The sequence below is a fragment of the Nocardioides marmoraquaticus genome (genome assembly GCF_054777915.1).
On the sequence record NZ_BAAHAA010000016.1, the window covers coordinates 72,451 to 95,750 of the forward strand.

Annotated in this window: 20 protein-coding genes; 12 read left to right on the forward strand and 8 right to left on the reverse strand. The window is 73.6% G+C overall.

Going from position 1 to position 23,300, the window contains the following annotated elements; genetic code table 11:
- Positions 1–65: 65 nt before the first annotated feature.
- Positions 66–1,028: a carbohydrate ABC transporter permease gene (locus ACYU8I_RS12930; protein WP_460841433.1), complete on the forward strand. Its 963-nt coding sequence runs from the start codon at positions 66–68 to the stop codon at positions 1,026–1,028.
- Complete coding sequence (locus ACYU8I_RS12935; protein WP_460841435.1) at positions 1,025–1,963, forward strand: carbohydrate ABC transporter permease; 939 nt, start codon at positions 1,025–1,027, stop codon at positions 1,961–1,963. Before ACYU8I_RS12930 ends, ACYU8I_RS12935 begins: the two co-directional genes overlap by 4 nt.
- Position 1,964: 1 nt before the next feature.
- Here ACYU8I_RS12935 and ACYU8I_RS12940 read toward each other — a convergent pair whose 3' ends face one another.
- Complete coding sequence (locus tag ACYU8I_RS12940; protein ID WP_460841437.1) at positions 1,965–3,359, reverse strand: GH1 family beta-glucosidase; 1,395 nt, start codon at positions 3,357–3,359, stop codon at positions 1,965–1,967.
- A gap of 47 nt (positions 3,360–3,406) precedes the next feature.
- Between ACYU8I_RS12940 and ACYU8I_RS12945 the strand changes: the two genes are divergently transcribed.
- Together ACYU8I_RS12945 and ACYU8I_RS12950 are read left to right on the forward strand one after the other, a co-directional pair.
- Positions 3,407–4,441, forward strand: a complete 1,035-nt coding sequence (locus ACYU8I_RS12945) for a LacI family DNA-binding transcriptional regulator (RefSeq protein ID WP_460841439.1) — start codon at positions 3,407–3,409, stop codon at positions 4,439–4,441.
- 18 nt (positions 4,442–4,459) lie between these two features.
- On the forward strand, positions 4,460–5,128 hold the full coding sequence (locus ACYU8I_RS12950; RefSeq protein WP_460841441.1) for a spermine/spermidine synthase domain-containing protein: 669 nt from the start codon (positions 4,460–4,462) through the stop codon (positions 5,126–5,128).
- A 271-nt stretch (positions 5,129–5,399) separates the two neighbouring features.
- On the opposite strand, the gene ACYU8I_RS12955 is transcribed toward ACYU8I_RS12950, so the two are convergent.
- Positions 5,400–6,266, reverse strand: a complete 867-nt coding sequence (locus tag ACYU8I_RS12955) for an SMP-30/gluconolactonase/LRE family protein (protein WP_460841443.1) — start codon at positions 6,264–6,266, stop codon at positions 5,400–5,402.
- Positions 6,267–6,433: 167 nt separating this feature from the next.
- On the opposite strand from ACYU8I_RS12955, the gene ACYU8I_RS12960 reads away from it, so the two are divergent.
- The 3 genes from ACYU8I_RS12960 to ACYU8I_RS12970 are packed head-to-tail and all read left to right on the forward strand — an operon-like array spanning position 6,434 to position 9,479.
- Positions 6,434–7,081 (forward strand): HNH endonuclease family protein, encoded by a 648-nt coding sequence (locus tag ACYU8I_RS12960; protein ID WP_460841446.1) that lies wholly within the window; start codon positions 6,434–6,436, stop codon positions 7,079–7,081.
- A gap of 17 nt (positions 7,082–7,098) precedes the next feature.
- Complete coding sequence (locus ACYU8I_RS12965) at positions 7,099–8,061, forward strand: D-2-hydroxyacid dehydrogenase family protein (RefSeq protein WP_460841449.1); 963 nt, start codon at positions 7,099–7,101, stop codon at positions 8,059–8,061.
- Positions 8,062–8,081: 20 nt separating this feature from the next.
- Complete coding sequence (locus tag ACYU8I_RS12970) at positions 8,082–9,479, forward strand: class II fumarate hydratase (protein WP_460841452.1); 1,398 nt, start codon at positions 8,082–8,084, stop codon at positions 9,477–9,479.
- A 90-nt stretch (positions 9,480–9,569) separates the two neighbouring features.
- On the opposite strand, the gene ACYU8I_RS12975 is transcribed toward ACYU8I_RS12970, so the two are convergent.
- The 3 genes from ACYU8I_RS12975 to ACYU8I_RS12985 all read right to left on the reverse strand — a co-directional run bounded on the left by ACYU8I_RS12975 (position 9,570) and on the right by ACYU8I_RS12985 (position 12,767).
- Positions 9,570–10,148 (reverse strand): aggregation-promoting factor C-terminal-like domain-containing protein, encoded by a 579-nt coding sequence (locus ACYU8I_RS12975; protein ID WP_460841455.1) that lies wholly within the window; start codon positions 10,146–10,148, stop codon positions 9,570–9,572.
- Between the two features lie 287 nt (positions 10,149–10,435).
- Positions 10,436–11,758 carry a PhoH family protein gene (locus tag ACYU8I_RS12980; protein WP_460841457.1) on the reverse strand — a complete coding sequence of 441 codons (1,323 nt, stop codon included), beginning with the start codon at positions 11,756–11,758 and terminating at the stop codon, positions 10,436–10,438.
- Positions 11,759–11,990: 232 nt separating this feature from the next.
- Positions 11,991–12,767 carry an isoprenyl transferase gene (locus tag ACYU8I_RS12985; RefSeq protein ID WP_460841459.1) on the reverse strand — a complete coding sequence of 259 codons (777 nt, stop codon included), beginning with the start codon at positions 12,765–12,767 and terminating at the stop codon, positions 11,991–11,993.
- Between the two features lie 101 nt (positions 12,768–12,868).
- Here ACYU8I_RS12985 and trhA point away from each other — a divergent pair, with 101 nt between their 5' ends.
- The gene (trhA, locus tag ACYU8I_RS12990; RefSeq protein ID WP_460841462.1) at positions 12,869–13,615 is read left to right on the forward strand and encodes a PAQR family membrane homeostasis protein TrhA; all 747 of its coding nucleotides are present in this window, start codon (positions 12,869–12,871) and stop codon (positions 13,613–13,615) included.
- 7 nt (positions 13,616–13,622) lie between these two features.
- On the opposite strand, the gene ACYU8I_RS12995 is transcribed toward trhA, so the two are convergent.
- The 3 genes from ACYU8I_RS12995 to ACYU8I_RS13005 are packed head-to-tail and all read right to left on the reverse strand — an operon-like array spanning position 13,623 to position 17,710.
- The gene (locus tag ACYU8I_RS12995) at positions 13,623–14,693 is read right to left on the reverse strand and encodes a hypothetical protein (RefSeq protein ID WP_460841464.1); all 1,071 of its coding nucleotides are present in this window, start codon (positions 14,691–14,693) and stop codon (positions 13,623–13,625) included.
- Between the two features lie 52 nt (positions 14,694–14,745).
- A complete protein-coding gene (locus tag ACYU8I_RS13000) occupies positions 14,746–16,362 on the reverse strand; it encodes an arylsulfatase (protein ID WP_460841467.1) in 1,617 nt (538 codons plus the stop codon).
- The gene (locus tag ACYU8I_RS13005) at positions 16,355–17,710 is read right to left on the reverse strand and encodes an MFS transporter (protein ID WP_460841469.1); all 1,356 of its coding nucleotides are present in this window, start codon (positions 17,708–17,710) and stop codon (positions 16,355–16,357) included. The genes ACYU8I_RS13000 and ACYU8I_RS13005 overlap by 8 nt, the downstream gene beginning before the upstream one ends.
- 121 nt (positions 17,711–17,831) lie before the next feature.
- Between ACYU8I_RS13005 and ACYU8I_RS13010 the strand changes: the two genes are divergently transcribed.
- The 4 genes from ACYU8I_RS13010 to ACYU8I_RS13025 are packed head-to-tail and all read left to right on the forward strand — an operon-like array spanning position 17,832 to position 22,724.
- Positions 17,832–18,815 carry an NAD(P)/FAD-dependent oxidoreductase gene (locus ACYU8I_RS13010; protein WP_460841472.1) on the forward strand — a complete coding sequence of 328 codons (984 nt, stop codon included), beginning with the start codon at positions 17,832–17,834 and terminating at the stop codon, positions 18,813–18,815.
- A complete protein-coding gene (locus ACYU8I_RS13015; protein ID WP_460841473.1) occupies positions 18,812–19,246 on the forward strand; it encodes a hypothetical protein in 435 nt (144 codons plus the stop codon). Before ACYU8I_RS13010 ends, ACYU8I_RS13015 begins: the two co-directional genes overlap by 4 nt.
- 17 nt (positions 19,247–19,263) lie before the next feature.
- Positions 19,264–20,964: an ABC transporter transmembrane domain-containing protein gene (locus tag ACYU8I_RS13020; RefSeq protein ID WP_460841475.1), complete on the forward strand. Its 1,701-nt coding sequence runs from the start codon at positions 19,264–19,266 to the stop codon at positions 20,962–20,964.
- Positions 20,961–22,724 (forward strand): ABC transporter ATP-binding protein, encoded by a 1,764-nt coding sequence (locus tag ACYU8I_RS13025; protein WP_460841477.1) that lies wholly within the window; start codon positions 20,961–20,963, stop codon positions 22,722–22,724. The genes ACYU8I_RS13020 and ACYU8I_RS13025 overlap by 4 nt, the downstream gene beginning before the upstream one ends.
- Positions 22,725–23,300 lie beyond the last annotated feature (576 nt).

Sequence of the window (23,300 nt, forward strand, 5' to 3'; positions counted from 1 at the left end):
CCCGCCCACGCGAGGCGCCGCGGCCGGTCGTCGCGATCCCGACCCGTCCGACACGAGGAGCGGTCATGACCACCCCCGAGAAGCTCATCCAGATGGTGATCGCCTGCGCGCTGTTCTTCGGCGTCGTCGGCCTCATCCTGCTGCTGACCCAGCGGCTGCGGTCCCGCGCCGGCGAGCGCATCCAGGTCGCCGCCTTCGTCGTCCCGGCGCTCGCCCTGGTCGCCGTCGGCCTGCTCTACCCCGCCATCACGACGATCTACCAGTCGTTCCTCAACCGCGGCCTCAACGCCTCCGTGGGGTTCGACAACTACGTCCGCATCTTCACCGACCCCGGCCAGCTCAAGGTCCTGCGCAACACCGCCATCTGGGTCATCCTGTGTCCCACCCTGTCGACGCTGATCGGCCTCGTCTACGCGGTGCTCGTCGACAAGTCGCGCTTCGAGAAGTTCGCGAAGACGATGCTCTTCCTCCCGATGGCGATCTCGCTGGTCGGTGCCTCGATCATCTGGAAGTTCGTCTACGACTACAAGGCGAGCGACGAGACCCAGATCGGCGTGCTGAACGCCATCCTCACCGGCATCGGGATCGACAGCTACCGCTTCCTGCTGACCGAGCCGTGGAACACCCTGTTCCTCATCTTCATCTTCGTGTGGGTGCAGGCCGGCTTCGCGATGACGATCCTGTCGGCCTCGATCAAGGCGATCCCCACCGAGATCACCGAGGCGGCCCGCCTCGACGGCGTCTCCGGGCTCAAGATGTTCCGCTACATCACGGTCCCGAGCATCCGTCCGGCGCTCATCGTGGTGCTCACGACCATCAGCATCGCGACGCTCAAGGTCTTCGACATCGTCCGTACCGCCACCGGCGGCAACTTCGGCACCAGCGTGCTCGCCAACGAGTTCTACACGCAGAGCTTCCGCGCCTTCGAGAGAGGCCTGGGCGCCGCCCTCGGCACGCTGATCTTCATCCTCGTCATGCCGATCGTGATCTACAACGTCCGTCAGATGCGCAAGCTGGAGGCCCGATGACCACCGAGACCAGCGTCGAGAACCTCGTCATCGCCGAGGAGGCCGCCAAGCACCGCAAGCCCGCCTCGACCGCCGCCAAGGACGGGCTCACCAGCCGCTGGGGCTCCGCCGCTGCGCTGGTGATCGCGATCCTCTGGACCGCGCCCACCTTCGGGTTGCTCGTCAGCTCGTTCCGCCCCGAGGCCGAGGTCAAGGGCAACGGCTGGTGGAACGCCTTCACCGACCCGTCGTTCACCCTCGACAGCTACAGGCAGGTCATCACCGGCTCCGACGTCGACCTGGCGACGTTCTTCGTCAACAGCTTCGTCATCACGATCCCGGCCGTGGTCATCCCGGTCTCGATCGCGACCATGGCGGCGTACGCCTTCGCGTGGATGAGCTTCAAGGGCCGCGACACGCTGTTCGTCGGCATCTTCGCGCTGCAGATCGTGCCGATCCAGGTCACGATGATCCCGCTGCTGACGCTGTACGTCGACTGGGGTCTCGGCGGTCGTCAGGCGGTCGGCGGTGGTCTGTGGGCGCTGTGGCTCTCGCACTCGATCTTCGCGCTGCCGCTGGCGATCTACCTGATGCACAACTTCATGCGCGAGGTCCCGGGCGAGCTGATCGAGTCGGCACGCGTCGACGGTGCCGGCCACGTGCAGATCTTCACCCGCATCATGCTGCCGCTGCTCAAGCCCGCGATCGCGGCCTTCGGCATCTTCCAGTTCCTGTGGGTGTGGAACGACCTGCTCGTGGCGCTGGTGTTCGCCGGCGGCAACCTCGACATCTCCCCGCTGACCGTGCGCCTCGCGGCGCTCGCCGGTCAGCGCGGCGAGGACTGGCACCTGCTGTCGGCCGGCGCCTTCGTGTCGTTGATCGTGCCGCTGGTCGTCTTCTTGTCGCTCCAGCGCTACTTCGTGCGCGGTCTGCTGGCCGGAAGTGTCAAGGGCTGAGTCACTGCTCGGAGGTGGCGGCGCGGCGCAGGTCCGCGCCGCCGTCCCCGGCCAGCCAGCGGTACGACGCCTTCGGCGTGCGCCGCTGGTCGGTCGGGTCGACCTCCACCAGCCCGAAGGTCTTGGTGTAGCCCTCGGCCCACTCGAAGTTGTCGAGCAGGGTCCAGTAGAAGTACCCCCGCACGTCGGCGCCGCGGCGCCGCGCCTCCCCCAGCGCGGCGACGTGGTCGCGCACGTAGGCGATGCGGTCCTGGTCGTCGACCAGGTCGCCGTCGGGGCCCGTGGTGCGGACGTCGTCGGCGTATGCCGCACCGTTCTCGGTGACGACGATCGGCAGGGAGGTGCGCGCGTGGGTGTCGACCAGCACGTCGGTCAGGCCGGTCGCGTCGACCTCCCACCCGATGTCGGTGCGGGGCTCGTCGACCACGAGGCCGAAGGGCGCGACGCCCGGGTAGGCACCCCCCTCGGGGTGGCCCGCCTCCCCCTCGCCGGGCAGGTCGACCCGCACCGGCGTGTAGTAGTTGACGCCCAGCCAGTCGGCCGAGCCGCGGATCGCCGCCAGGTCGTCGTCGCGCACGGCGCCGGGCTCCGCGAGCTCGGGCGCCACCGCGAGGACGGCGTCGCCGTACGCCCCGTCGACCAGGGGGTCGAGCCAGACCCGGTTGCGCACGGCGTCGATGCCGTCGCGCAGGCCGTCGGCCGCGGACCGCTCGCTGCGCACGGGCGCCAGGTTGAGCACGACGCCGACGCGCTCGGCGCCGGCCTCGTGCAGGCGCTGGGCACCCAGCGCGTGCGCGACGTTGAGGTGGTGGGCGGCGAGGTGCGCCCGGCCGCCCTCGCGCCGGCCCGGGGCGTGCACGCCGGCGGCGTACCCCAGGTAGGCGGCGCACCACGGCTCGTTGAGCGTCGCCCACAGCGCCACCCGGTCGGCCAGCCGCTCGGCGACCACGGCGGCGTAGTCGGCGAAGGCCTCGGCGGTCTCGCGCACCAGCCAGCCACCGGCGTCCTCGAGCGGCTGCGGCAGGTCCCAGTGGTAGAGCGTCGCGCTGGGGGCGAGCCCGCGCTCGAGCAGGCCGTCGACGAGGCGGTCGTAGTAGTCGAGCCCGCGCGGCTCCACCCGGCCGGTGCCGTCGGGCACGATGCGGGGCCAGGCCAGGGAGAAGCGGTAGTAGTCGACGCCGAGGCCGGCGACGAGCGCGAGGTCGTCGTCGAGGCGGTGGTAGGAGTCGCACGCGACGCTGCCGTCGCTGCCGTCGACGACGGCACCGGGCACGGTGCAGAAGGTGTCCCAGATCGACGGCCCGCGGCCGTCCTCGGTGCTGGCGCCCTCGACCTGGAAGGCCGCGGTCGCGGCGCCGAGGACGAACTCGCCGGGGGCAGGGAAGCTGCGCGTCATGTCGCCGACGCTATCGGCTCGCCGTCCGGTCGGCGCGGGAGCCGGTCGTGAGGCCGAGCAGCGGCATCCGTCAGGTCGCGGACGAGGTCGGGCTGTCCATGGCGACGGTCTCGCGAGCTCTCCGGGGGCGGCCCGGTGTCAGCGACGACAACCGCCGCCGGGTGCAGGAGGCGGCTGCGCGTCTGGGGTACGTCGCCTCAAGCACCGCCGTGGGCCTGGCGACCGGTCGCACCCGCACCATCGCGGTCGTGGTGCCGCACGTGACCCGGTGGTACTTCGCGACCGTCGTGCACGGCGCCGAGCAGGTGCTGCGCGAGCACGGCTACGACCTGATGCTGTTCAACCTCGCCGGCGACCGCGAGGTGCGGCACCGCGTCATGCGCACGCACACGACGCTCTCCCGGGCCGATGCCGTGCTGGTCCTCGGGCTGCTGCCCAGTGCCGAGGAGCGGGCGTGGTTCGACCGCCACGACGCCCAGGTCGTGCTCGTGGGCAGCCTCGTCGAGGAGTGGCCGGGCGTCGCGATCGACGACGAGCACGTCGCGACGCTGGCCACCCAGTACCTCGTCGACCTCGGTCACGAGCGCATCGCCTACGTCGGCGGCTCGACGGCGCAGGCGCTCGACTTCTCCACGCCCGGCGCGCGCCACCAGGGCTACCTCGGCTGCCTGGAGAAGGCCGGCATCGGGATCGACCCCGACCTCGACCGCTTCGGCGACTTCACCGTCGAGAGCGGGCGCCAGGAGGGGCAGGCCCTGCTCGACCTCGACGACCGGCCGACGGCGGTCTTCTGCGCCTCCGACGAGATGGCCATCGGCATGCTGCGCGCCGCCAGCGAGCGCGGCGTGCGGGTGCCCGAGGACCTCTCGGTCGTCGGCGTCGACGACCACGAGCTCGCGGAGTACGTCGACCTCACCACCGTGCGGCAGCCCGTCGAGGAGCTCGGCCGGCTGGCCGCGCTGCAGATCCTCGACCTGCTCGGCGAGGCGACCGACGGCCCCCGTCCCGAGCGTCACGTGCAGCTGGCCACCGAGCTCGTGGTGCGCGGCTCGACGGCCCCGCCGTCAGCCGGCCGCGCCTGAGACCACCAGACTGGGCGCATGGAGCTGCAGGAGGTCGCCCGGGCCGAGTCCGAGCGCGGCGAGGTCGTGCTGCGGCGGCGTACGTCGGAGCACGCGGCGCCCGTGCTCGAGCTGCGGGTCAACGGCATCTTCGTGATGGACACCCGGGAGACCTCGACCGAGCTCGCCCTGGCCACGGCCGCGCTCGACCTCGTCGAGGAGCCGCGCGCCGTGGTCGTCGGCGGGCTCGGCCTCGGCTTCACGCTGCAGGCCGTCCTGGCCGACCCGCGCGTCGAGCGGGTGCGGGTGGTGGAGGTCGAGGAGTCGCTGGTCGGCTGGATGCGCGACGGCACCGTGCCGCACGGGCCGGGCGTCCTGGCCGACCGGCGGGTGGAGGTCGTCGTCGGTGACGTCGTGCGCGCGGTCGCCGAGGCGAAGGACCAGCACGACCTGGTGCTGCTCGACGTCGACAACGGTCCCGGCCACCTCGTGCACACCGGCAACGCCGCCGCCTACTCCCCCGCCTTCCTCACCGGCGTCCGCCGGCTGCTGCGCCCCGGCGGCTGCCTCGTCGTCTGGTCGGCCGGTCCCGCCCCCGACCTGCTCGCGACGCTCCGCGACGTCTTCAGCGCGGCCGAGGAGCAGGAGCTCCCCGTCACGCTGCAGCAGCGCGAGACGTCCTACTACCTCTACCTGGCCCGCGCCTGACCCGGCCGCCTGCGCCCTTCGTGACGCCCCGCTCGTCCCTCGCGTGCCTCCTCAGGGAGCGGGAGCACGCTCCTTGAGGTGCGAGCACCCTTCGTGACGCAGGGAGCGGAAGGACGCTCCCTGAGGTGCGAGCGCCCTTCGCGACGCCCCGCTCGTCCCTCGCGGGGCTCCTCAGGGAGCGAGCCCCCGCTCCCTGAGGTGCGAGCGCAGCGAGCGGGAGGACGCTCCCTGAGGTGCGAGCGAAGCGAGCCACGAAGGGGGCCGCGGGGTCTCAGAGGGGGATGGCCAGGAGCCGGGCCTCGCGAGCGGCCTTGCGGGCCTCGGCGTGGAAGTCCGGTGCCGCGCACGCGACGAGCGTGGTGCCGTCGTCACCGACCAGCCCGCAGGCGTAGACGGGCGAGCCCGGCTCGACGGTGTCGAGCACCTCGCCGCCCTCGGCGACCCGCAGCAGCCGGGACCCGGTCGCGTCGGCCACCCACACCGCTCCCTCGGCGTCGAGGCAGATCCCGTCGGGCGCGACGGCGATCGAGCCGAGCACCTCCCCGAGGTCGGTCGCGGTCGGCAGCGGGCCGAACTCGGCCCACGTGCGCCGCTCGCCGAGCGAGCCGTCGGGCGCGACGTCGAAGGCGCTGAGCCGGTTGCCGAAGGTCTCGGCCACCACGAGCACCCCGGCGTCGGTGAGCACCATGCCGTTGGGGAAGTGCAGGCCGTCGGCGACCTCGGTGACGGTGCCGTCGGGGTCGACCCGGTGCAGCGCCGTCGGCCCCACCGGTGCGCCGCCCATGAGGTCGAAGCCGAAGTTGCCGACGTACGCGCGTCCCTCGGCGTCGACCACCATGTCGTTGCACTGACCGGCGGCGTACGACGACAGCTCGGCGTGGGTGACCAGCGACCCGTCGGCCTCGCGACGCAGCACCCGGCGGTCGAGCTGGGAGACGACGAGCATCCGGCCGTCGGGCAGCCAGCCGAGGCCCGACGGCTGCTGCGGCACCTCGGCCTCGACCCGGAGGTCGGAGCCGTCCTCGCGCATCGACACCACCTGGTGGGTGTAGAAGTCGGAGAGCCAGACCCGGCCCTCGTGCCACCGCGGTGCCTCCAGGAAGCTCATGCCCTCCAGCAGCGTCGTGCTCGTCGTCATCGGACCTCCTCGTCGCGGCCGTGACCGTCGTCACGCCTGGTTGCAGGTACGTGTAGCGCGCGGACGTGCAGCCGCGCAACGGGCCGTCCGGCCACCTCCGGGCCGCACCATGGCCGCGGCCACCGTCGCGGGCATCGTCCGCGGGGCCTCTCGGGAAGGAAACCTCGATGCGTCGCGCCCTCGCCACCACCCTGCTCGCCAGCGCCCTCGCCGCGCCGCTGCTCGCCGCCGCGCCGGCCCAGGCCGACTACCAGTGGAGCGGCTCGCTCGCCCAGGCCGTCGAGCGGGTGCCGGTCGCCACCGAGGTGCGCACCGGCTACGACCGCGACCTCTTCCGGCACTGGGTCGACGCCGACGGCGACGGCTGCGACACCCGCCGCGAGGTCCTCCTCGAGGAGGCCGAGGAGGCGCCCGTGCGCGGCTCGGGCTGCTCGCTGACCGGTGGCCGCTGGTACTCCTACTACGACGCCGTGTCCCAGTACGACATCGCCGACCTGCAGATCGACCACATGGTGCCGCTGGCCGAGGCCTGGGACTCCGGTGCCCGCTCCTGGACCTCGACGCGGCGGCAGTCCTTCGCCAACGACCTCGGCGACCGCCGTCCGCTGGTGGCCGTGACCGGCTCGCAGAACCAGTCCAAGAGCGACCAGGACCCCGCCGAGTGGCTGCCCGTCAACAGCCGCTGCCGCTACGCCGAGGAGTGGGTGGCCACCAAGATCCGCTGGGGCCTGTCGCAGGACACCGGCGAGCGCACCGCGATGCGGTCGCTCGCGTCGCAGTGCAGCCGCACCGTGACCGTCACCGTGGTGTCGTAGCGGCTAGGTTCTCCCGTGTGCGGATCGCGGTGCTCGACGACCACCAGCAGGTGGCGGCGTCGTACGCCGACTGGGGCGAGCTGGAGTCGAGGTTCGGCGCGCGCGTCGACTTCGTGCAGCAGCACCTGCTCGGCGACGACCTGGTGGCGCGCATCGGCGACGCCGACGTGGTGGTGGCGATGCGCGAGCGCACGCCGTTCGACGCCGACCTGCTGGGGCGGCTCCCCGCGCTGAGGCTGCTGGTCACCACCGGCATGGCCAACGCCGCCATCGACGTGACGGCGGCCCGGGCGCAGGGCGTGACGGTCTGCGGCACCCGCAGCCTGCCCGGCCCGGCGGCCGAGCAGACCTGGGCGCTGCTGCTGGCCGTGGTGCGGCAGGTGCCGGCGGCCGACGCCGCCGTACGGTCCGGGGGGTGGCAGGACGACGTGCTGCCGGGCGGCGACCTCGCCGGCGCGACCCTCGGCCTCGTCGGCCTCGGTCGGCTGGGGCAGCGGGTGGCGCGCGTGGCGCTGGCCTTCGAGATGCGGGTGCTGGCGTGGTCGCAGCACCTCGACCCCGAGCTCGCGCAGTCGCTCGGCGTGCTGCCGGTGGCCAAGGAGGACCTGCTGCGGCACTCCGACGTGGTCTCGCTGCACCTGCGGCTCTCCGAGCGCACCCGGGGCGTCCTCGGCGCCGACGAGCTGGCGCTGATGAAGCCCACCGCGGTGCTCGTCAACACCTCGCGCGGACCCCTCGTCGACGAGGCCGCGCTGCTCGACGCCCTGCACGCGGGCCGGATCGCCGGCGCCGGCCTCGACGTCCACGACGAGGAGCCGCTGCCCGCCGACCACCCGCTGCGCACCGCCCCGCGCACCGTGCTCGCGCCCCACCTGGGCTACGTCACGGAGGGCGGCTACCGGCTCTTCTACGGCGACGCCGTCGACGACATCGCCGCGTGGGCCACCGGGGCCCCGATCCGGCTGGTCGCCCGCACGTAGCGCTCGATAGCCTCCGAGCCATGACTGAGCAGGGCGACTTCCGGATCGAGCACGACAGCATGGGCGAGGTCCAGGTGCCTCGCGAGGCGCTGTGGCGGGCGCAGACGCAGCGGGCGGTGGAGAACTTCCCGATCAGCGGCTCCACCCTCGAGCCATCGCACCTCGTCGCCATCGCCCGGGTCAAGAAGGGCGCGGCGCGCATCAACGCCGAGCTCGGCATCATCAGCCAGGACAGAGCCGACGCCATCGCCGCGGGCGCCGACGAGATCATCGCCGGCGGCCACGTGGGCGAGTTCCCGATCGACGTCTTCCAGACCGGCTCCGGCACCAGCTCCAACATGAACATGAACGAGGTGCTCGCCTCCCTCGCCGGCCGCGCCGGGGTCGAGGTGCACCCCAACGACCACGTCAACGCCAGCCAGTCGAGCAACGACACCTTCCCGACCTCGATCCACATCGCCGCCGTCGAGGCCGCCTCCCACCACCTGGTGCCGTCGCTCGAGCGCCTCGCCTCCTCGCTGGAGGCCAAGGCGTCGCAGTTCGCCGAGGTCGTGAAGTCGGGCCGCACCCACCTGATGGACGCGACCCCGGTCATGCTCGGCCAGGAGTTCGGCGGGTACGCCGCGATCGTGCGCTACGGCATCGAGCGCATCGAGGCCTCGCTCCCCCGCGTGGCCGAGCTGCCGCTCGGCGGCACCGCCGTCGGCACCGGCATCAACACCCCGCCCGGCTTCGCCGAGAAGGTCATCGCTGACATCGCCGCCGAGACCGGCCTGCCCTTCACCGAGGCCCGCAACCACTTCGAGGCGCAGGGCTCCCAGGACGCCCTCGTCGAGCTGTCCGGCCAGCTGCGGACCATCGCGGTCGGCCTGACCAAGATCTGCAACGACCTGCGCTGGATGAGCTCGGGCCCGACCACCGGACTCGCCGAGATCCGGCTGCCCGACCTGCAGCCCGGGTCGAGCATCATGCCGGGCAAGGTCAACCCGGTGCTGCCCGAGGCGACCCTGATGGTGTGCGCCCAGGTGATCGGCAACGACGCCACCGTCGCCCACGCCGGCGCCAGCGGCTCCTTCGAGCTCAACGTCATGCTGCCCGTGATGGCCCGCAACCTGCTCGAGTCGATCCGGCTGCTCGCCAACGTCGCCCCCGTGCTCGCGGAGCGCTGCGTCGACGGCATCGAGGCCGACGTCGAGCGTTGCCGCGCCTACGCCGAGTCGTCGCCCTCGGTCGTCACCCCGCTCAACAAGCACATCGGCTACGAGGAGGCGGCCAAGGTCGCCAAGGCCGCCCTCAAGGAGGGCCGCACCATCCGCGAGCAGGTGCTCGCCATGGGCTACGTCGACCGCGGTGACCTCACCGAGGCCGAGCTCGACGACGCCCTCGACGTCGCCGCCATGACCTCGCCGCGGGTCTGAGTCGACGCCTCGCGACAGTGCGGTGCTGCGGTGTCACCTGGTGACACCGCAGCACCGCACTGATGCGTCTGCGACCTCGCAGGTCGGGGCTCAGTACCAGTTGTTGGCCTGGGAGTGGCCCCAGGCGCCGCAGGCGGAGCCGTAGCGGTCGCGGATGTAGCCGAGGCCCCAGCGGACCTGCGTCTCGGGGTTGCTCTCCCAGTTGGGCCCCGCGGAGGACATCTTGGAGCCGGGCAGCGCCTGCGGGATGCCGTACGCCGACGAGGTCGGGTTGTCGGCGGTGGTGCTCCAGCCGGACTCCTTGGTCCACAGCGAGTCGAGGCAGGAGAACTCGCCGGCGGACAGGCCGTACTCGGGCATGAGCGCCCGGGCGAGCGTCTTGGGGTCGGCGTCGGCGAGGTCCTGGCGCGAGACCTCGGCGCGACCCGCGTCGCTGGCGAGCTGCTCGGCCTTCGCGGCCTCGGCGACGGCGGTGCGGTCGGTGGAGCGCGAGACGCGCTCCTCGCGCTCGGCGATCTCCTCCTCGCTCAGGGCGCCCACCCCGGTGACGTCACCGGCGGCGGAGGAGGCCAGCGTCGCGGCCTCGGCGTCGAGGGGGGTGGCGCCCGACAGCGAGCCGGCGCCGACGACGCCGCCCGTGAGGACGAGGGCCGCGAGCGCGGTGGCCATGACGGGGCGACGGGTCCGGCGCGCAGGCGCGAGCCGGTGCTTGGCGAGGTGAGGCACGGTGGTCCCGGGGGGTTGGCGACAACGTCAACCGCGCTCCGACGACGCCCCGACCAACGGGGTGCACCACCGGGAACCGAGACCCGGGGCGCGGGAACGCGCAGGGAAGAGGCTTCACCGAAGCACGGCCGGGCGGGTGGTGGCAACTCGAACCACCCGCCCGGCGCGTCGGTCGTGGCCAGGCTCACACCACAGGCGCCACGCCCGTCACACGCGTCCCGGACCGCCCCTCAGACGGTCACGTGCTCCAGCATCTCGGTCACGAGCGCCGCGATCGGCGACCGCTCGGACCGCGTCAGCGTGACGTGCGCGAAGAGCGGGTGGCCCTTGAGCCGGTCGACCACCGCGACGACACCGTCGTGCCGCCCCACCCGCAGGTTGTCGCGCTGCGCGACGTCGTGGGTGAGCACGACCTTGGAGTTGGCGCCCATGCGCGAGAGCACGGTCAGCAGCACGTTGCGCTCGAGGCTCTGCGCCTCGTCGACGATGACGAAGGCGTCGTGCAGCGAGCGGCCGCGGATGTGCGTCAGCGGCAGCACCTCCAGCATGCCGCGGTCGAGGATCTCGTCGACGACGTCGGGCGTGGTGATGGCGCCGAGGGTGTCGAAGACCGCCTGGCCCCAGGGCGACATCTTCTCGGACTCGCTGCCCGGCAGGTAGCCGAGCTCCTGGCCGCCGACGGCGAACAGCGGGCGGAAGACGACGACCTTCTTGTGCTGGCGGCGCTCCATGACCGCCTCGAGCCCGGCGCACAGCGCGAGCGCCGACTTGCCGGTGCCGGCGCGGCCGCCGAGCGACACGATCCCGACCTCGGGGTCGAGCAGCAGGTCGAGCGCGATCCGCTGCTCGGCGGAGCGTCCGTGGATCCCGAAGGCTTCGCGGTCGCCGCGCACGAGGTGGACCCGCTTGTCGGCGCGCACCCGACCGAGCGCGCTGCCGCGCTCGGAGAGCAGCACCAGACCGGTGTGGCAGGGCAGGTCACGGGCCTCGTCGAGGTCGACGGTGCCCTCGTCGTACAGGGCGTCGAGGTCGGCGCCGGTGACGTCGACCTCGGTCATGCCGGTCCAGCCCGCGTCGGACTCGTGGACCTGCTCGCCGCGGTACTCGGCGGCGTCGAGGCCGACCGCCGAGGCCTTGATGCGCAGGGGCAGGTCCTTCGAGACCAGCGTGACCCGGTGACCCTCGTCGGCGAGGTTGCGGGCGACGGCGAGGATGCGCGTGTCGTTGTCGCCGAGGCGGAAGCCCGAGGGCAGCGCGGTGGGATCGGTGTGGTTGAGCTCGACGCGGAGCGAGCCGCCCTCGAGGCCCACCGGCACCGGCTGGTCGAGCCGGCCGTGCTCGACGCGCAGCTCGTCGAGGATGCGCAGCGCCGAGCGGGCGAAGTAGCCGAGCTCGGGGTGGTGCCGCTTGCCCTCGAGCTCGGTGATCACCACGACGGGGAGCACGACCTCGTGCTCGGCGAAGCGCTGGATCGCCTTCGGGTCGGCCAGGAGCACCGAGGTGTCCAGGACGTACGTCGAGCGAGGGGCAGGAGTGCTGGTGCCAGGTGCCACGGGGTTCCCCTTCGATGGACCGCACGCGCACTCGGCGCCCGGTCCGTTACTGGTGCTCGGACCGGGAGTGACGGCAGGCCCCGAGTGCGGGCCTGCAGGTGCTGCGGTCGTGACGGGTCACGGAGTCGCCCTCCTGGCACCGGCCCGCTTCCCCACGGGCCGACACCGGCAACGTAAGCCGACCCCGGCGTACGCCGACCGCGACACGCCCGGCGGTCTCGTGAACGCTGCGTTACGCCCCGAACCGCCGCTGGCGCTGGGCGTAGGCGCGGACGGCGCGGAGGAAGTCGACGCGACGGAAGTCGGGCCAGTAGGCCTCGCAGAAGTAGAACTCGCTCTGCGCGCTCTGCCACAGCAGGAAGCCGCCGAGCCGCTGCTCGCCGCTGGTGCGGATGACGAGGTCGGGGTCGGGCTGGCCCTTGGTGTAGAGGTGCTCGGCGATGTGCTCGACGTCGAGCACCTGGGCGAGCTCCTCCAGCGTGGTGCCGCGCCCGGCGTGCTCCTGGAGCAACGAGCGGACGGCGTCGGCGATCTCCTGGCGACCGCCGTAGCCGACGGCGACGTTGACGATCATGCCGTCGACGTCCCGGGTCGACTCGGCGGCGGACCCGAGCCGCTCGGCGGTGCGCTCCGGCAGCAGGTCGAGCGCGCCCACCGGGTGGAGCCGCCAGCGCCGCTGCTCGGCCAGCGTGTCGACGGCCTCGCCGATGATGTCGAGCAGCGGTTCGAGCTCGGCGCGGGGGCGGTTGAGGTTGTCGGTCGACAGCAGCCACAACGTGACCACCTGCACGCCGATCTCCTCGCACCAGCCGAGCATCGGCTCGATGTTGGCGGCTCCGGCACGGTGGCCGTGGGCGGTGTCGGCGCCGACCGCCTTCGCCCAGCGGCGGTTGCCGTCGAGCATGACGCCGACGTGTCGCGGCAGCCGCTCCGCGGGCAGGCGGCGTACGACGCGGGCCTCGTAGGCCGGGTAGAGCACCCGCCGCAGGCCCCGCTTCCAGTCCGCCACGAGTCGCGACCCTACTCGGGTCACACGTCGGGCAGAGGCTGTGAGCACGGCCTCACCGTCGTGACTGGGGCGGCGGGCGATTTCCTCCGTACCCTCGGTGCATGGTTCCCGACGTCCCGTCCTCCGAGCGTGGCCCGCGCATCCACGAGCGCGTCGCCGAGCGCGGCCAGGAGGCCGCCGAGCAGGTGCGCGAGCGGGTGCGCGACGTCGCCGAGGAGGTCAAGCCCAAGCTGCGCGGCTGGCTGCACGCCGGCATCACGCCCCTGACGCTGGCCGCCGGCATCGTGCTGATCGTGCTGTCGCCGACCGTGGCGACCCGGGTCGGCTCGGCGATCTTCGCGGGCACCGCCCTGGTGCTGTTCGCGGTCTCCGGGCTCTACCACCGCTTCTACTGGGGCCCGCGGATGAACGCCGTGCTCCGGCGCCTCGACCACTCCAACATCTTCCTGCTGATCGCCGGCTCCTACACGCCGTTCGCGATCACCCTGCTCGAGCCACCGCAGCGCGACGCGCTGCTCGTCATCGTGTGGTCGGGCGCCGCGCTGGGCGTCCTGTTCCGGGTCTTCTGGAGCCACGCCCCGCGGCTGCTGTACACCCCGATCTACGTCGCGCTCGGCTGGGTCGCGATCTTCTACGCCGGCGACCTCGGCTCAGGTGGCCCCGCCGTCACCACGCTGCTCGTGGTGGGCGGCGGCCTCTACACCCTGGGCGGGCTCGTCTACGGGCTCAAGAAGCCCGACCCCTTTCCCAGCTGGTTCGGCTTCCACGAGGTCTTCCACCTGCTGACGATCGCGGCGTTCGTGTGCCACTACGTCGCCGCCAGCATCGCGACGTACTCGCTGCGCTGAGCCCGGCTCACCCGTCGCGTCGCGAGACGGGCAGCAGCCGGTAGTTCGACCGGTACGGCCCCTCGACGTCGCCCTGCTCGAGCGGGCCCGCTCGTTCGCACTCGCCCGCGACGGTGCAGCGCACGAGGGCGTCCGGGCCCCCGCCGGCGCGGCGGGCGAGGAACAGCACGGTGCCGTCGGTCTCCCAGGTGACCACCGGTGCCGCGTCGACGCCCGTCACGTCGAGCAGCACCACGCCGTGACGGGCGTCGTGCACGACGACGCGGTCGGTCGTGCCCGAGCTCTCGTCGAGGGTCGCCGGCCCGCCGAGGTGGGTGCCCGCGACGGAGAAGACGCGGCGCCCGGTGTCGGGCGGCGCGATCGCCGTGGGGTTGCCGCCGTCGGGCGGCAGCGTGAAGAGCTCACCCGACCGCGGCTCGCCACCCGGGGCCGGGTCGACGTCGAACCCGAAGCCGCGCCACGACGCAAGGTGCGCCGCGACGACGGTCGTCCGGAACCGCTCGACGCGGTTGCCGGCGAAGCTCCACCAGACGTTCCCGAGCAGCACCCGCTGCGTCCCGAACGCCACCGGCACCTGGCCGTCGGACGGGCTGAAGGACCGTCGCGCCAGCACGCGGCCCGTGACGGCGTCGAGCACGCGGGTCTCGCGGTACGTCGCGGACCCGTCGGGACGGGGGTCGCTGATCGACAGCGCCACCTTGTCGCCGCCGCTGCTGACGGCCAGCGCGGGCGCCCCGTCATAGTCCGAGGTGCGGCGGTAGGTGAGCACCGACCGGGCGCCGCTCGTCGTGACGCGGACGACGTCGTCGCGGCCGCGGTCGAGCAGGTAGCCGCCCTTGACCTTGACGAACCACAACGGGGTCCCGACCAGCCCGGCGAGGCTGACCCGGCGGCTGCCGTCGACGATGACGCGGCGCTCCTGGTCGAGGTGGGGCAGCGCCGGAGCGGCACCCTGCGGCAGCAGGGCCGGGTCGAGGTCGACGTCGGCCGCGCGCACGGGCCCGCCGACGAGCAGCAGCGGCGCGAGCAGCGCCAGCACGAGCGCCGCGGCGCGACGCGAGGCAATGGTCAGCATCATGGTCCCCCCGAGGGTCGTCACGTGACCTGCGTCACACAGCCTACGACGGGGCCTACTCCTCCGGTAGGCCGTGGCCGCGGGCGGCGTACAGCGCGAGCACCTCCTCGCGCGGGATCACCCCGCACCGCTCCGCCCAGGCGTCGTAGGCCGCGACGAGGGTGGCGACCAGGTCGGGGTGCTCCCCCGCGACGTCGTCGAGCTCGGTGCGGTCGACCTCGAGGTCGTAGAGCTCCCAGTCGCCGCGGTGCTTGCGCACCAGCTTCCAGCGGCCGCGTCGTACGGCGCTGTTGCCCTCGTGCTCCCAGAACAGGTCGCGCTCGGGCGCGTCCTCCCCGCGCCAGGCGGGCAGCAGGCTGCGGCCCTCGGCGGGCGGCACGTCGTGCTCGCCACGACGCGAGGGGTACGCCGCCCCGGCGACCTCGGCGATCGTGGGCAGCACGTCGACGAGCTGCGAGGGGGTCCGGCACAGCCCGCCGCCGCCCTCGAGGCCCCGCGGCCAGTGCGCGATGAACGGCGTGGCGATGCCGCCCTCGTGCACCCAGTGCTTGTACTCGCGGAACGGCGTGTTGGACAGGTTGGCCCAGCTGCGCCCGTAGGACATGTACGTCGACTCGGGTCCGGGCCGCAGCGACGGGTCGTTGCCGACCGTGACCGGCTCGCCCTCGCGCGTGGTGTCCTGCACCGGCACGAACGCCGTGACGAACTCCCGGGCGCCGGGGCCGGGCGGCATCTCCTCGGCGCAGCCACCGTTGTCGGAGAGGAAGACGACGAGGGTGTCGTCGAGGCGGCCGGTGCGCTCCAGCTCGGCGAGCACCAGCCCGATGCCCTGGTCCATGCGGTCGACCTGGGCGGCGTAGGTCGCCATGCGGGAGGCTTCCCAGGCGTGGTCGGGGGCGTCGTCCCACGCGGGGACCCGCTCGTCGCGCGGGGTGAGCCGCCAGGAGCGGTCGATGATGCCCTCGTCGACGAGCCGCTCGAGCCGCTCCTCGCGCAGCCGGTCCCAGCCGGCGTCGAAGCGGCCCTCGTAGCGCGCGACGTCGTCGTCGTGCGCGTGCAGCGGCCAGTGCGGCGCGGTGTAGGCGAGGTAGCAGAAGAAGGGGTCGTCGGGCCGCTGCTCGTCGTGCTCGGCGAGGAAGCGCACGGCCTGCTCGGAGATGGCGTCGGTGTAGAACCAGCCCGCCTCCTCAGCCTCGTGCTCGACGTTCGTCTCGTCGCGCACCAGGGTGCGGGGCCGGTAGAACGACCCGGCGCCCTCGAGGGTGCCGAAGAAGCGGTCGAAGCCGCGGCGGGTCGGCCAGGAGTGGTTGGGCGTCTCCATGTCGACCGAGAGGTGCCACTTGCCGGAGAGGTACGTCGCGTAGCCCGCCTCGCGCACCACCTCGGCGATCGTCACGCACGCGTCGGCGAGGTCGCCGGGGTAGCCGTCGGGGGCGTCGTCGAAGTTGAGGATGCCGATCCCGACCTGGTGCGGGTGCAGCCCCGTGAGCAGGCTCGCGCGCGACGGGCTGCACCGCGCGGTGTTGTAGAACTGCGTCATCCGCACCCCGCCGGCCGCCAGCCGGTCGAGCGACGGGGTGCTGATCTCGCCGCCGTACGGCGCGACGTCGCTGAAGCCCATGTCGTCGGCGAGCACGAGCAGCACGTCGGGCCGTCGAGGAGCGTCAACCACGGCGCGACCCCCGCTCCGGCGTCGCGTCGTCCTCGAGGTCGCGCCGGTGGGTCTCCGGCAGGAACCACAGCGAGACCAGCGTGATCGCGGCCATCGCCATCACGTAGACGGCGACCGGCCAGGCCGACCCGGAGTACGCCGACAGCAGCGAGGTGCCGATGAGCGGGGCGACCGCACCGGTCGGGATGACGCCGATCTGGTAGACCGCGCTCATGCCGGAGTAGCGAACCCGCGTCGGGAACAGCTCGGCGAACAGCGCGCCCTCGGGGCCGAACATGCAGCACGCCGCGACGCCCCAGCCCACGACGACCGCGAGGGTGACGAGCAGCGGGTCGCCGGTCTGCACGAGGGCGAAGATCGGGAACGCCGAGACGAAGGCCAGGGCTGCCCCCGCGGCGAAGACGGGACGCCGTCCGACCCGGTCGGAGACGTGACCGGCGGCCAGGATGACGCCGATGCCGACCACGGAGGCCACGAGCAGCGCGTCGAGCACGATCGACTTGTCGAGCTGGAGCACGGTGACGACGAAGGTCAGCAGGAAGGCGTTGTAGATGTTGAAGGTGACGCTCTCGCTGACCCGGGCGCCCATCGCCAGGAAGGTGACCCTGGGGTGGCGGCGGAAGACCTCGAGGAGCGGCAGCGTGGCGCGCTCGTCGGCCTGCTCGAGCTTGCGGAAGGCGGGCGGCTCCTCGACGCGCAGCCGGATCACGAGACCCACGAGCACCAGGGCGATCGAGACGAGGAAGGGCACGCGCCAGCCCCACGACTGGAAGTCGTCCTCGGGCAGCTGCGTGACCGCGGTGACCGCGAGGGTGCTGGTCAGCAGGCCGATCGGCACGCCGAGCTGCGGCCAGCTGGAGTACCACCCGCGGCGCCGGCCGGGCGCGTGCTCGACGCACAGCAGCACCGCACCACCCCACTCGCCGCCGAGGCCGATGCCCTGCAGCATCCGCAGCAGCAGGAGCAGCAGCGGCGCCGCGACCCCGATCTGCGCGTAGGTCGGCAGCAGGCCCATCGCGAAGGTCGACAGGCCCATGATCAGCATGGTCAGCACGAGCATCCGCTTGCGGCCGATGCGGTCGCCGAAGTGCCCGAAGACGAAACCGCCGAGCGGCCGGGTCACGAAGCCCGCCGCGAAGGTCCCGAAGGCGACCATGGTGCCGGTGAGCGGGTCGTAGGTCGGGAAGAACTGCGAGTTGAAGACCAGCGCGGCCATCGTCCCGTAGAGGAAGAAGTCGTACCACTCGACGACCGAGCCCAGCAGGCTCGCGCCCGCGACCTGCCGGATCGAGGCGGGCGTGGCCGGCGCGTCCGGCGCCCCCGAGGGTCGTTCCTGCTGCTGCGTCATGTCCGAGACCTCTCAACAATCACCAAGTCGGTCGACTTGGTGGGCTTCGCGCCGCAGGCTCTCACGACCCGGCCCGGATCGCGAGCGACGGGGCCGTGGAGGCGCTGGGTACCTCTCCGTCGTGAGCGAGACCAGTGACCTGCCCGTGGTGGTCGTCGGAGCCGGCATCGCCGGCGCCGCCTGCGCGAGGGCGTTGCGCGAGGCCGACGTGCCGGTGCGAGTGCTCGACCGCGGTCGTCGGCCGGGCGGGCGCATGGCGTCGCGGCGCTGGCCCGACGGCTCGCGCTCGGTCGACCTGGGGGCGTCGTACCTCACGGTGGGTGACGACGACTTCCGCGCCGTCGTCGACGACTGGGCCGCACGCGGGCTGGCCCGGGAGTGGACCGACACCTTCACGGTGCTCGCGGCCGACGCGGCCCCCGAGGACAAGGACGGGCCCGTGCGCTGGGGTGCCACGCCGTCGCTGCGGGCGCTCGTCGAGGACCTCGCGGCCGACCTCGACGTCGAGCACGCCGCGGTCGAGCGGGTCGAGCGTGCCGACGACCGGTGGACCGTCGACGGGGTCGCCGCCCGGGCGGTGGTGCTGGCGATGCCCGACCCGCAGGCCCTCCGGCTGCTGAGCCCCGGCGCGCAGGCGTACGCCGCCGACCTGCAGCGCGGGTGGGAGCCGGTGCTCGCGCTGGCCGCACGGTGGGAGCGGCGTACCTGGGACGACCTGAGCCCGTCGGGCACCTTCCACGGCGCCTTCGTCAACGGCGACGACGTGGTGGCGTGGGTAGCCGACGACGGCCGGCGTCGTGGCGACGACGCCCCGGTGCTGACCGCCCACTCGACCCCCGGCTTCGCCGCGCAGCACCTGGAGGACCCTGCGGCGGCCGGACCGGCGATGGTCGCGGCGCTGCGCGAGCGGCTCGGGATCGAGGAGCCGCTCGACTCGCTCGTGCAGCGGTGGACCTTCGCCAAGCCCGCGGGCGAGCGCGAGGCGCCGTACCTGCTCCGCGACGGGCTGGGCGTCTGCGGCGACGGCTGGGGCCCGGCGTCGAAGGTCGAGACGGCCTGGGTCTCGGGCCACCGGCTCGGACAGGCGCTCGCCGAGTCCCTGTGAGCCTTCCTGCGAGCCTCGCCGTCCTCGCGCTGCTCGCAGCGGCGCAGCTGGGCTTCCAGGTCACCGTCACCCTGCTCGTCTACCCCGCGCTCACCGAGGCGCCCGACGCCGACTGGGAGGGCGTGCACGACCGGCACTCCCGACGCATCGTCGCGCCGGTGGTCGTGCTGTACGGCGGCCTGCTGCTGGCGCTGCCGTGGGCCTGGCTGAGCGCACCGTCCGGGTGGGTCGCGCTCGCCGGCGCCTGCTGCCTCGGGCTGCTCGCGACGACGGCCTTGCTGGCGGCACCCACCCACGGCCGGCTGGGTCGGAGCGGGCCCGGTGAGCGGCCCGTGCTGCTGCGCCGACTGCTCCTCGTCGACCGGGCGCGGCTCGCCTGGTCGCTCGCCCTGGCGGGGTGCACCGCCGGGGCGCTGCTGCTGAGCAGGTAAGGGTAGCCTCACTCCACGTGCCGTCCCCCGATCCCGTCCCGTCGACGGGTGGTCGGCTCCTGCTGCAGGTGCTGCGCGGGCGCGGCCGCCGACTGGCGCTGTTCCTGGTCCTGATCAGCACCTGGCAGGTGTGCGAGGCGCTCGTGCCGGTGCTCATCGGCGTCACGATCGACCGCGCCGTCGCCACCGGCGACGCGGGGCAGCTGGCGCTGTGGCTGGTCGTGCTGGTGCTGCTCTTCGCGGTGCTGAGCTACTCCTACCGGATCGGCGCCCAGGTCGCGTTCCGCGTCGGGCAGGAGGCGATGCACGACCTCCGCATGCGGGTCGCCCGCAAGGCGCTCGACCCCCGCGGCACCCGCAACGGCCTGCTGCCGGGCGAGACGCTGTCGCTGGCGACCTCCGACGTCGAGCTCATCGGCGTGACGCTGCGCGTGGTGGGGTACGCCGTCGCCTCGGCCGTCGCGGTCGTCGTCAGCGCCGTGCTGCTGCTGCGCATCGACCTCGTGCTCGGCCTGGTGGTGCTGCTCGGCGTGCCGGTCGTGCTGGTGCTGCTGCAGGTGCTGACGCCCGTCATCGCCCGGCGCAGCTCGGCGCAGCAGGCGCTGCTCGCGCGTGCCACCGGCGTCGCGACCGACCTGGTGCGCGGCTTCCGCAGCCTCAAGGGCATCGGCGCCGAGCAGGTCGCCGCCGAGCGCTACCGCCGCGAGAGCGCCCGGGCGCGCGACGCCGGCGTGCGCACTGCGAACTCCTACGGCGTCATGGCCGGCCTCACCACCGGCGCGGCCGCGTTGTTCCTCGCCGTGGTCGCCGTGCTCGCCGGCGTGCTGGCCGTCGAGGGCCGGATCTCGGTCGGCGAGCTGGTCGCGATCGTGGGGTTGACCCAGTTCCTCGCCGAGCCGATGCGCATCCTGGGCGACCTGCTGGCCGAGCTCGCCGCCGCGCGCGCGTCGGCGCAGCGCATCGTCGACCACCTCGCCTCGCCGCCCCTCGTGCCCGCCGGCGACGCCGACGGCGGCGAGCCAGCTCGAGAGCTCGAGCTGCTCGACCTGCACGCCGGCGGCCTGCGCGGCCTCACCCTCGCCGCCCGGCCCGGCGAGCTCCTCGGCGTGGTCGTCATCGACGCCGCCGAGGCCGCCACGCTCGTCGGCGTGCTGGCCGGCGAGGTCATCCCCGACGACCCGGACTCGGTGCGGCTCGACGACCTCCCCCTCGCCGACCACACCGTCGGCTCGCGCCGTCGGCGGCTGCTGGTCGCACCCCACCACGTCGACCTGTTCGAGGGCACGATCGCGGACAACATCGACCCCGACGGACGCCACGACGAGGCGCGTCTCGAGGTGCTGGTCGGCGCGGCCGCGGTCGAGGACGTGCTGCGGCTGCACCCCGACGGCCTGCACCGGGCCGTGACGCCCGACGGGGCGACGTACTCGGGGGGCCAGCGCCAGCGCGTCGCCTACGCCCGGGCCCTCGCCACCGACGCCCCCGTGCTCGTGCTGCACGACCCCACCACCGCGGTCGACGCCGTCACCGAGCACCGGATGGCGCGGGGGCTGCGCACCGCGCGGGACGGCCTGACCACGTGGGTGCTGACCAGCAGCCCGGCGCTGCTCGCGCAGGCCGACCGCGTCGCGCTCGTCGTCGACGGGCGCGTGGTGGCCGCGGGCACCCACGCCGACCTCGTCGCGCGCGACGACTACCGCGAGGCGGTGCTGCGATGAGCGCGGAGGCGCCGGCGCGCGCGATCCTCCCGGTCGCCGACGGACGGGCCACGACGCGCCTGGTCTGGACGCTGCTGCGCCCCCACCGCGGCGCCCTCGGCGCCGCCGTGGCCGCCTTCCTCGTGGCCGGGCTGACCGCGCTGGTGCCGCCGTGGGTGCTCGGGCTCGTCGTCGACGAGGTCGAGGCCGGCGACGGCTCGACCGTCGACGTGGTGCGGCTCGGGCTCGTCATCGCCGGCGCCGCCGTGGTCGGGGCCGTCGCCGCGGCCCTGTCGCTGTCGTTCCTCGCCCGCGCCGCCGAGCCGGCGCTCGCCTCGCTGCGCGAGGACGTGCTCGCCCGCACCCTGCGGCTGCCCACCGGTCGTCTCGAGGAGGCCGGTGCCGGCGACCTGCTCTCCCGCGTCGGCGACGACGTGCGCACCGTCGCGACCGCCATGAAGGACGTCGTCCCGCTCGTCATCGGCTCGCTCGTCGCGGTCGTCTTCACCGCTGCGGGGCTCTTCGCGCTCGACTGGCGCCTCGGGCTCGCCGGCCTCGCGGCCGCGCCGTCGTACGTGCTGGCACTGCGGTGGTACCTCCCCCGCTCCGGCCCGCTCTACCGCGAGGAGCGGGTCGCGCAGGGCGAGCGCGCCCAGGCGATGGTCAGCGGGCTGCAGGGCGCGCCGTCGGTGCGTGCCTTCGCGCGCGAGGAGGCACACCTCGCCGAGGTCGACACCCGCTCGCGGCGCACCATGGGCATCGCGATCACGGTGTTCGGGATGCTGTGCCGCTTCGGCTCGCGCACCAACCGCTCCGAGCTCATCGGCCTCGCCGTGGTGCTCGCCACCGGCTTCTGGCTGGTGCGCGCCGACGCCGTCACGGTCGGTGCCGTCACGACCGCGGCGCTGTACTTCCACCGGCTCTTCAACCCCATCGGCGCGCTGATGTTCCTCTTCGACGAGGTGCAGTCGACCGGAGCCTCGCTCGCCCGGCTCGCCGGCGTCGCGACGATGCCGTCACCGGCGCCTGCCCCTCCCGCCGCGCTTCCCGCGCAGCCGGCCGTCGTGCTGCGGGGCCTGGGCCACGAGTACGTCGCGGGCACCCCCGCGCTGCGCGACGTGGACCTCGAGCTCTCGCCCGGCGAGCGCGTCGCCGTCGTCGGCGCGACCGGCGCCGGCAAGACCACGCTCGGCCAGGTCGTCGCCGGGGTCCTCGCCCCCACCACCGGCACGGCCACGCTCGGCGGCGCGGCGTACGACGACCTCGGCGAGCGCGCCGTTCGAGACCACGTCGTGCTCGTCAGCCAGGACGTGCACGTCTTCTCCGGCACCGTCCGCGACGCCGTCACCCTCGCGCGCCCCGACGCGTCCGACGACGCCGTACGCCGGTCGCTGGAGCGGGTGCACGCCTGGCGCTGGGTCGCCGCCCTGCCCGACGGCCTCGACACCGTGGTCGGCGGCGACGGCCACCCCCTCACCCCCGCGCAGGCCCAGCAGCTCGCGCTGGCGCGCGTCGACCTGCGCGACCCTGCCGTCGTCGTGCTCGACGAGGCCACCGCCGAGGCCGGGTCCGCCGGCGCCCGCGAGCTCGAGGCGGCCGCCCACGCCGTCACCGAGGGCCGTACCGCCCTCGTCGTCGCCCACCGCCTCACCCAGTCCGAGCGCGCCGACCGCGTCGTCGTCATGGCCGACGGCCGCATCGTCGAGCACGGCACCCACGCCGAGCTCCTCACCCGCCCCGGCCCCTACGCCGACCTCTGGGCCGCCTGGTCCGCCCGCTGACGCCCACCGGCGCCGCCGGTGCCGTCGTACGCCGCCCTTGCTCCCTGAGAAGGTTGTGCAGCGACCGTCTCGAAGGGCCAGGCTCTGGCCCCGGTTGCGGGGTCTCGAGGCCCTCGCCCAGGGGCTCGGGCACCTCGACCACCCCTGCCGGACTGGGTGGTCGAGGGCACCGGCCGCCCTGGGTGGTCGAGGTGCGAGGAGCGCCGACCGACCTGGGTGGTCGAGGTGCGAGGAGCGCCGTCCGACCTGGGTGGTCGAGGTGCGAGAAGCGCCGACCGACCTGGGTGGTCGAGGTGCGAGGAGCGCCGTCCGACCTCGGTGGTCGAGGTGCGACGAGCGCCGACCGCTCTGGGGTGGTCGAGGTGCGAGGAGTGCCGACCGACCTGGGTGGTCGAGGTGCGAAAAGCGCCGACCGACCTGGGTGGTCGAGGTGCGAGGAGCGCCGACCGACCTGGGTGGTCGAGGTGCGAGGAGCGCAAGCGACGAGCCTCGAGACTGTGAGTCTTGGCATCGGCCCCGGGATCGTGTGGGGTCGGGTCGACGGCTGGTGGTGTGACCCACCTCGAGACTGACCCC